The organism is Ideonella sp. A 288 (assembly GCF_002198735.1).
Lineage (GTDB): Bacteria > Pseudomonadota > Gammaproteobacteria > Burkholderiales > Burkholderiaceae_C > Pseudaquabacterium.
The window spans coordinates 78,201-87,137 of record NZ_MWLO01000126.1 but is presented as its reverse complement, the minus strand read 5'-3'; the positions used below and the strand labels follow the sequence as shown (position 1 = coordinate 87,137).

At 68.7% G+C, this 8,937-nt stretch carries 5 protein-coding genes; 4 read left to right on the top strand and 1 reads right to left on the bottom strand.

Annotated features, from left to right (window positions below):
* Positions 1 to 409: 409 nt before the first annotated feature.
* The 3 genes from EOINJALH_RS16215 (at position 410) to EOINJALH_RS16205 (ending at position 4,946) form a co-directional block, all read left to right on the top strand.
* Positions 410 to 1,375 carry an AraC family transcriptional regulator gene (locus EOINJALH_RS16215; protein WP_158219791.1) on the top strand — a complete coding sequence of 322 codons (966 nt, stop codon included), beginning with the start codon at positions 410 to 412 and terminating at the stop codon, positions 1,373 to 1,375.
* Positions 1,376 to 1,527: 152 nt separating this feature from the next.
* Positions 1,528 to 3,756: a TonB-dependent receptor gene (locus EOINJALH_RS16210; protein WP_088281868.1), complete on the top strand. Its 2,229-nt coding sequence runs from the start codon at positions 1,528 to 1,530 to the stop codon at positions 3,754 to 3,756.
* Positions 3,753 to 4,946: a serine hydrolase domain-containing protein gene (locus EOINJALH_RS16205; RefSeq protein WP_199873390.1), complete on the top strand. Its 1,194-nt coding sequence runs from the start codon at positions 3,753 to 3,755 to the stop codon at positions 4,944 to 4,946. The genes EOINJALH_RS16210 and EOINJALH_RS16205 overlap by 4 nt, the downstream gene beginning before the upstream one ends.
* Before the next feature lie 252 nt (positions 4,947 to 5,198).
* Here the strand turns inward: EOINJALH_RS16205 and EOINJALH_RS16195 are convergent, their stop codons facing one another.
* A complete protein-coding gene (locus EOINJALH_RS16195; RefSeq protein WP_158219790.1) occupies positions 5,199 to 6,869 on the bottom strand; it encodes a diguanylate cyclase in 1,671 nt (556 codons plus the stop codon).
* Between the two features lie 293 nt (positions 6,870 to 7,162).
* Between EOINJALH_RS16195 and EOINJALH_RS16190 the strand changes: the two genes are divergently transcribed.
* A complete protein-coding gene (locus EOINJALH_RS16190) occupies positions 7,163 to 8,779 on the top strand; it encodes a diguanylate cyclase (protein WP_234413881.1) in 1,617 nt (538 codons plus the stop codon).
* Positions 8,780 to 8,937: the final 158 nt, after the last annotated feature.

Below are 8,937 nucleotides of genomic sequence, written 5' to 3'. Positions count from 1 at the left end.
GGGTTACGCCCTACGGGCTCCACCCTCCGCGGCTTGCCGCGCACTCAAGGACTTACACCACCTCCTGGGACACGAGCGGACGGACGTTTCGGGTCGGTGTGACAGCACCCCAATCCCTCGGTCCGAGCGCGCTCGGAATCCACGGCCGGAGCCCGCCCGAATGTGCGGGCATCATCGCGGCATGATGACCGTTCGATCTTCGCCCGAAGCAACTTGGACTGGGCTTGCGGGTCGCACTGCTCGGTGGTCGAAGAACTGGTCGGCGGCCGCGACGGACGGCCTCGTATCGACTGCCGTCGCCAAACCCAGACCTCTGCAAGCAGGACATGCGACTCCCAGGCAGCGCACGCGGTGAGCCGACTTACCTGGAGGTGACAGTGCCATGAATTCGCACCGCCATACGCCCCCCATGACCGACGCCTCGGTGCCGACTTCACCCTCCTCCCGGTTTGTCGATCTCATTCAGACCAAGGTGCCAGCCAGGGCCGAGCAGTTCATGGCGCAGCTGTACGGCGAGCACGCGCTGAGCCTGCGCGACAGCACAGCACTCGACATGCGCATGCAGGGCTTCCAACTGGCTGGGCTTCATGTCGCGCGGCTGAGCTATGGCGCCCCCGCCTTCGCCAGCATGACCCAGTCACATCCCGGCTGGGTCTTCTCGTTCCTGGAATCTGGCCGAGTGGCGCGTATTGCAGGTGGTCGCGTGTTCGGCCCGGGTGAGTCTTCGGTGTTGGCGCCCGACCGCCTTCATGAACTGGAAATGTCAGCTGACATGCAGTTGCTGAACCTGCGCGTGAGTGATGCCGACATGCGGCAGGCGTGCGCAGATCTGGCCGGTGGCGAGCGCATGGCCGACTTTCGCTTTGCCGACGCCGTGCCCAGCGGCCACGCCGCGGGCCGCGCGTTGTGCCGCGTGGTGCGCGCACTGGCCGAACTACCCAGTTATGGCGCAGGAGCCGAGCGGCTGGAGCGGTCGCTGAAAGAGTGTGTGCTCTTCGAATTGCTGGTGGCCTGGCCTAACAGCTGGAGCACCAGCTTGGCCGATGGCGAAGCCCTACCGCACAGTGCGCGCCGGGCTCGCGAGTACATGCACGCGCATCTGGCCGACCAGCCGACCCTATCGGAACTGGCGCGCGTGGCCGGTGTCAGCGTGCGGGCACTGACCCGAAGCTTCGAGCGTCATGTCGGCGTGTCTCCCATGCGGTACATGAACCGGCTGCGTCTCGACCGCGTCCACCTGGAGTTGCAGCAAGCCGACGCCCGCAGTGTCACCGAGGTGGCCATGCGGTGGGGGTTCGGACACATGGGCAGCTTTGCCGCCGCCTATCGGCGGCGCTTCGGGGTGCATCCTTCCTTCACCTTCAAGCGCCGCTGAAGTCCGGCGGATGCCCCCCTGCGCGCGGCCTCGTGGTTTGCCCTGAGGCTTCCACTATTCGACTGAAGGGTTCCATGACGCGATAGACGCTGGCACCTCGTGCCCCAAAACTGTCCCTAGGCAACGATGCATTGCCGCATCAGGAGACAGTCATGAAGAACAGCACCTTCGCGCCTTCGCGCGTGACGCTCGCCATCTGCTCGATGGCTTGCAGCGGCGGGGTCTGGGCCCAGGCCACTGCAGCCGCCGACACCATCACGCGCGTGGAGATCACTGCGGAAAAGCGCCTGTCCACGCTGGACACCACTCCCGCTGCCGTCACGGCACTGAATGGCCAACGCCTTGCCGAACAAGGCGTGACCGGCCTGGCCGATGCCGTGTCGCTGGTGCCGAACATGAGCTTCACTACCGGCTATGCCGGCGCTTCGCAGGTCTTCGTCCGCGGCATCGGCAACGTCTTCTTTACTGCGGGCGGTGACCCCGGCGTGGCCATGTACGCCGACGGCAGCTACCTCTCTGACACCACCAGCACGAACATTGCCTTGTTTGACCTGCAGCGCATGGAAGTGCTGCGCGGGCCGCAAGGTGCGCTGTACGGGCGCAATGCCACCGGCGGGGCGGTCAACCTGGTCTCGGCCGCACCCACTGCCCAGTTCAAGGCGCAGTTCGGCGCGTTGGTGGGCAACTATGGCCGGCTCGAGAGCGAGGGCTTCCTGTCCGGCCCGCTGGGCGGCAGCGGCCTGACCGCCCGGCTGTCCTACCAGATCAAGAACCTGGACGGCTTCACACGCAACATCGAGGCCGGGCGCGCCTCAGGCCCGGTGCTGCCCGGTGGCCCCGACACGGTGGGCGCCAAGGCGCTGGACGACCTGGGCTCGCGTGCGGTGCGCCTGCAATTGGGCGCCGCCCTGGGCGCCGGCGGCAGCCTGCGGCTCATCGGCAACGTCTACCGCCAGAAGGACGACGGCCCCGCCAACAAGCTGCTGGTGGACCCGGTGATGATCTCGCAGCTGCTGTATGGTGCCACGCCCAGCACCGACCCGCGCACGGTGAAGAGCCAGGGCTCCAGCAACCGCGTCGACGTCGACGGCCTGCAGCTGCTGTACGACCTGCCGCTGGGCGAGAACACGCTGAGCGTCGTCGCCGGCACCCGGCGCAGCAAGGCCGAGATGTTCTGGGACGGCGACACCACCGAGGCGCTGACCGCCAGTACCCGCTTCAACACCCGCAGCACCGACAAGAGCATCGACGTGCACCTGGGTTCCGGGGAAGGCACCGTGCAGTGGCTGGTGGGCGCCACCTGGCTGCAGTTCGACCAGCGCCAGGACATCCGCGTGCAGACGCAGATCCCGCTGGGCTTCCTCGTGCCCGGCCAGCCTGTCACCGTGCCACTGCCCGGCGGCGCGGAATTCCTCCTCGGCGGAGATGTGCGCACGCGCTCCACCGCTATATACGGTGATGTGCGCTGGCGGCTGTCAAAGCAACTGGCCCTGCTGGCCGGCCTGCGCACGAGCCGCGACACGAAGTCGGCCGATGAGTACCAGACCGTAGCCGCCTTCGGCCTGAACGGTGCCGCACGCCCTGAAGGCCGCTGGTCCAGTACGCCCGGCAGTGTTGGCCTGGAGTACCAACTGGCCAAGGAGACGCTGCTCTACACCCGCGCCTCGCGCGGCTTCAAGTCAGGTGCGATCAACGTCGGTGGATTGCAGGGCGACCCGGTGCGGCCGGAGACAGTGACGAGCCTGGAGCTGGGCTTCAAGACCGCCTTCCTCGGACAGCGTGGCGCGTTCAGCGGCGCGGTCTTCAGCAGCCGCTACAAGGACATGCAGGTCTCGCAGGTGGGCCTGGCCTCGGCCATCCTGACCAACGCCTCGGCCGCGAAGATCAACGGCGCCGAGGTCGAGCTGGCGTTGCGGCCGGTGCGCGAGCTGACCCTGGGCCTGAACCTGGGCCTTCTGGACCCGACCTACACCGACTTCGAGAACGTGGACCTGCGCAACGCGCCGGGCGTGCGCGTCAACGTGTCGGGCAAGCAGCTGGCGCAGGTGTCGCGTGCGCAGGCTTCGCTGAGCGCGGAGTGGAGCCAGCCGGTGGGCCGCTACACGCTGGCACTGCGCACCGACTACACCTGGCGCGACAAGTTCTACTTCACCGAATTCAACACCCCCGACGCGATGCAGTCGGCCTACGGGTTGCTGAACCTCTCGGCGTCGCTGCGCCCCACCGGCGGTGGCTGGAAGGTCTACGGCTACGTGCGCAACTTGGGCGACAAGGCGGCGCTGGCGAGCATGAACATCTCCTCGCCGGTGCTGGGATCGGCCCGCCAGGTCGGCTACACGCCGCCGCGGCACGTGGGTCTGGGCGTGAGTGTCGACCTGTGAGCGCGCCGCTTGACACGGGCGCCGCGGCGCCAGTGCAGGGGCGCTGCGACCCCGGCTTCGAGCCGCTGCAAGACCTCTTTGCCAAGTGCCTGGCGCAGGGCCCAGACCAGGACCTGGGCGCCTCGCTGGCGGTGTACGTCGAGGGCGAGCCCGTGCTGGACCTCTGGGGCGGCTGGTGCGACGAGGCCCAGACCTGCCCCTGGGCCGCCGACACGCTGGTCAACGTCTGGTCCACGACCAAGACCATGACTTCGCTGGCCGCGCTGCTGCTGATCGACCGTGGCGTGCTCGACCCCTCCTTGCCGGTGGCGCACTGGTGGCGGGAGTTCGCGGCCGCGGGCAAGGGCGGCGTGACGCTGGCGCAGATGATGAGCCACGCGTCGGGCGTCTCGGGCTGGGACGCACCGATCGTGCTGGACCACTTGTACGACCAGGAAGCCGCCGCGGCGCGGCTGGCCGCGCAGGCCCCCTGGTGGCCGCCGGGCAGCGCCACCGGCTACCACGCGCTGAACTACGGCCACCTGATCGGCGAGCTGGTGCGCCGCTGCACCGGCCAGACGCTGGGCCGCTTCTTCGCGCAGGAGATCGCAGCACCGCTGAAGGCCGACTTCCACATCGGCCTGGCGGATGCCGACTTCCGGCGGGTCAGCCCGGTGATGGTGCCGCCGCCGCTGCCCTTCGACTTCGGCACGCTCGACCCGGCCAGCGTGATGTTCAAGACCTTCACCGGTCCGCTGCCCGACGCCGCCGCCGCCAACACTGTGGCCTGGCGCCGGGCTGGCATTGGCGCGGCGGGCGGCCACGGCAACGCCCGCTCGGTGGCGCAGATCCAGTCCGTGATCGCCAACGGCGGCCGCAGCGGCGGCGTGCAGTTGCTGCGGCCCCAGACGGTGGCGCGCGTGTTCGAGCCGCAGCACCAAGGCATCGACCTCGTGCTGGGCGTGCCGCTGGCCATGGGGCTGGGCTGGGCGCTGCCGGCACCCGAGGTCGTGCCCTACGTGCCCACTGGCCGCGTGTGCTTCTGGGGCGGCTGGGGCGGCTCCATGGTCATCAACGACGCCGAGCGTCGCGTCACGCTCGCTTACATCATGAACCGCATGGCGCCCGGGATCATCGGCGGCCCGGTGATCGCGCAGCTGGCCGCGCTGGCCTTCGGGCTGCCGGCCCTTGCCACGCGCCGCGCCAGCTGATCCGATGCCGGCCATGCACTTTCCACCGCACGAATGGCGGCTGCTCGAGCTCGGTGCCGGCATCGGGCCGGGCGTGGTGCGCAGGCTGGAGGAAGCCGGCGTGCACTCGCTGCAGGCGCTGCGAGAGCAGGGCGTGGACCGCATCATCGAGCGCATCTGCTGCGCTTCGGGGCAGCCCTCGTGGGCCAACCGGCGGGCTGCCTTGCTGCGTGTGCTGATGCTGGACGGAACCGGGTCAAAGGCGCCCGTCGCTCAAGCCGAATCAGCGAGCCCCGAACACACCCGGTTGCGGCCAAGGTCTTTGGCGCGGTAGAGCAGCGCGTCGGCGCGTGCCAGCGCATCCGCCACGCCGGCCTGCGGCTGCAGTTCGACCACGCCCAGGCTTACCGTTACGGCCAGACCCGGTGCGATGTTGGCCCAGGGATGGGCCATCGCGGCCTTGCGCAGCCGCTCGCACGTGCGCACGGCCTTATCCAGGCAGGTATGCGACAGCGCGAGAACGAACTCCTCGCCGCCGAGCCTGCCCACGAAGTCCCGGCCTTCGCGCAGCGCTCCGTTCAGCACCCCGGCCAGGGCCTGCAGCACCTGATCGCCCACAGCATGGGAGAAGTGGTCGTTGACCCGCTTGAAGTGATCGATATCCAGCAGCGCCACGCAGCACGGGTTGGCCACCGAAGCGGCTTCCAGCATCTGCTGCAACCGCAGGTCCAGCGCACGGCGGTTGGGCAGTCCGGTCAGGGCGTCTTCCATCGCTTCTCGCGCCAAGTCTTCCGCACGACGCTGCAGTTCGCCGTTGTGTTGCCGCAAGGCGTCCGAGCGCTCGCGTTCGACGCTGGCCTGCCGCAGGGCGCGCTGCGTCTGCAGCCGCACGGCCAGCACCTGCGATCGTTGTTCTGCCGCCGCAGAATTCGACTTGGCAAGCGCGTGGTGATACTGCTTGAAGTGCGACAGCGCAGGCTCGAAGCGGCCGACCGACTCGTGCAGTGAAGATGCAAGCTGGTGAAGGTAAGGCTCCACTGTCGTAAATCGGCTGGTCGCCGAACATCCAAGAGCCTCGTCGACCAGCCGCAGGGCCTCGTCGATGCGGCCTGCCCGCTGCTGCAGCCTGGCCTGGTAGTACTGGGCGTGCGCCAGCGTGTCCATTTGCCCCGTCGATTCGACCAGCGTTCGGTGGCGCGCGTAGACCGACAGGGCTTCGTCGTCTCGGCCGAGCAGCACCAGCATGCCGCCCAGGTTGCTGAGATAGCTCAGGTTGAGGCCCGGCAAGCCTGCCCGCTCGGCCGTCTCGATGGCCTGGTAGGCCAGCCGCACGGCCGCGTCCAGAGCGTCCTGCCCGGCCACGGTGTCACCGGCATCCATTCGCTGTTCGCCCAGGTCGGCCAAGTGTCCCGAAAGGTTGCCCTGCGCCAGCGCGATCAGCTTGCTCTCCCGCTGGCGCTGCGCGAGCCGCAGCGCGTGTTCGGCGTGCGCACGGCCGGTCTCCACCCGCCGCATATCCAAGTGCACGTTGGACAGCGCATTGGTGTACTCGAAGGCCAACCGGTCTTCGGCGCCGCTATCCACCACCTCGCCCAGTAACTCCAGACGTTCCAGTGCTTGTCCGTATTCGCCGATGTTGCGGTCCACGCGTACCGCCGCAAGCACCGCCCAGGGCGTCACGTCCGTCAGGCCTTGCTCTCGCGCCAGGACTTCCGTTTCGTGAGCCCGCAAGGCCGCAGTGGCGAAGTCGCGCAGTTCGACGGCGACCAGCGACGAGGCCAGCAGCGCGTCGCACTGCGCATGGGCGTCGCCCCCGCCCTGCGCTGCCCGCAGGCCGTGTGCCGCCCGCCGAGCCGCGTCGTCCACGCGGCCGGCATCGACCAACTCTTGGACCTGATCGAGCAAGGGCAATGCAGGGCTGGGCGGTTCGGCGGAGTTCGGCATCCCTGAATATCGACACCGTTGGCGTCGAATTGAGCAGAACGTGCAGCTCACCGTCGCCAAATCGAGCGCGCAGTTCGCGGTGACCAGTGTCGCCCGGCGCACGGTGTTTGCGCAAGGAAAGGTCAGCGCCTGTGGATCTTTCCGCGCAGGTGAGAGGCGTCTCGAACAATACGCGCTCTTGGCGAGGCACCCCATGGCGCCAGGCCCGTCCAAGGCCTGGAGTGGCACCCGGTTTACCCCGCGACTCGGGTCACTGAGCGCGACGCGGGCCATACACTGCCAGCATGTTTGCCTTGAGCCCTGTCGAGCAAGCTTGGCTGCGCCTGTCCGAGCTGGAGTCGCTCGTCGATGCGCGCCAGCACGATGCCGCGTTGCAGCTGGTGGCTGAGCTGACAAGCGAAAGCATCCAGCAGGACTGCCCGGCCGTGGCGGCGATGGCCGAGGTCGCTGGCAACGCCATCTACAACCGCCGCTGCGAGCCCGAGCCGGCATTGCGCCACGCGGTACGCAGTCTCAGTCTGGCACAGCGCAGCGCAGACCCGCGCGTGCTCGCGCATGCCCGGCTGGCTTCGACCCGCGCGGCCTGGATGGGCGGCGACAACGACCACGCCCTGGCCGAACTGGAGGCCGCCCGCGCGGTGGCCGAAAGCAGCAGCGACGCCAAGTTGGCGTTCTTCTTCCTGAACATGGCCGGCATCATCTATGCCGACGTGGGGCAGCCCGAGCAGTCCATCGACTGGCACCAGCGTGCCGCAACCAGGGCCCAGGCCGCGGGACTGGCTGACCGGGCGGCGCTGGCGCAATCCAACGGCGCCGGGCGCTGGCTGGACATCGGCCTGCGCCGCTTGCGCGCGGGCGACACGCCAGGCGCCCTGGAGGCGCTGCGCACCTGTGTACAGACCTACGAAGCCTTGTGGCCCGAACTCGAGAAGGTCAATGCCATCAGCGCCATGGTTCCGGGCAGCAGCAACCTGGCCGCAGCGCTGTCGCATCTGGGCGACCACGACGCGACCGAGCGCGCGGTCGACCGGGCCGAAGCCCTGGCCCGTGACCACGGCAACATCGGGGTCGCGGCTTGCGTGGCCGTCAGCCGCGCGCGCATGCTGGTGGCGCGGCAGCGAGGCGACGAAGCCGATCGCGTACTGCGCCAAGCCATCGACGAAGCCGAGGCCGCGTCGGCCTACCCCAGCCTGGGCCAGATCTACGACTACGCCGCCGAGTTCTTCGAGCAGCGCGGCGACCTGGCGATGACGGTGCGGGTCTACAAGCGGCTGCTGGCGCTGCGTGAACGCATGGCGACCGAACGCGCCGAGACGCGCTCGAAGATGCTGGCCATCCGCCTGGAGACCGAGCGGGCGCATGCCGAAGCGGCCCTGGCGCGAGAGCAGGCTCGGCAAATGCACGAGCGGGCTGAGGGCTTTCGCAACCAATCGCTGCTCGACCCGCTGACCGGCCTGGCCAACCGCCGCCAATTCGACGAGGCGCTGAGCGCCTTCAGCCAGGACACGGCCGACGAGCCGGTCTGCCTGGCGATGATCGACGTCGACCACTTCAAGCGCGTCAACGACGAGTTTGGCCACTCGGTCGGCGACCACGTGCTGCGCAAGCTGGGCTCGGTCCTGCGCGCGCAATGCCGCGGCAACGATCTGCCGGCGCGTTTCGGCGGCGAAGAGTTCACCGTCATCTACAACGGCATCGGCCTGGCGTCGGCAGCAGCCGCCAGCGAACGTTTGCGGGCCGCCGTGGCGCGCGAGAACTGGGCTGCGCTGCACCCGGGCTTGCAGGTCACGGTGAGCATCGGTCTGGCCGACCGGAGCGAGGCGCCGTCGCCAGCCGCACTGCTGGCGCTGGCCGACGAGCGCGTCTACAGAGCCAAGCGCCAGGGCCGCAATCAGGTCGTTGCGGCGTGAGGGGCCTTGACGCTAGGCCGAGCCGCAGCGTATTCGTCACCGGTCCTGCGTTGACGATGCCGGTCTGCTTGTTGACGCCGAACGCACCGACACTGATCGGCGAGTGTTTCTCGCACGCCAGCCGCAGCATGTCGTCGGTGTCAATCACATCGTGGTGA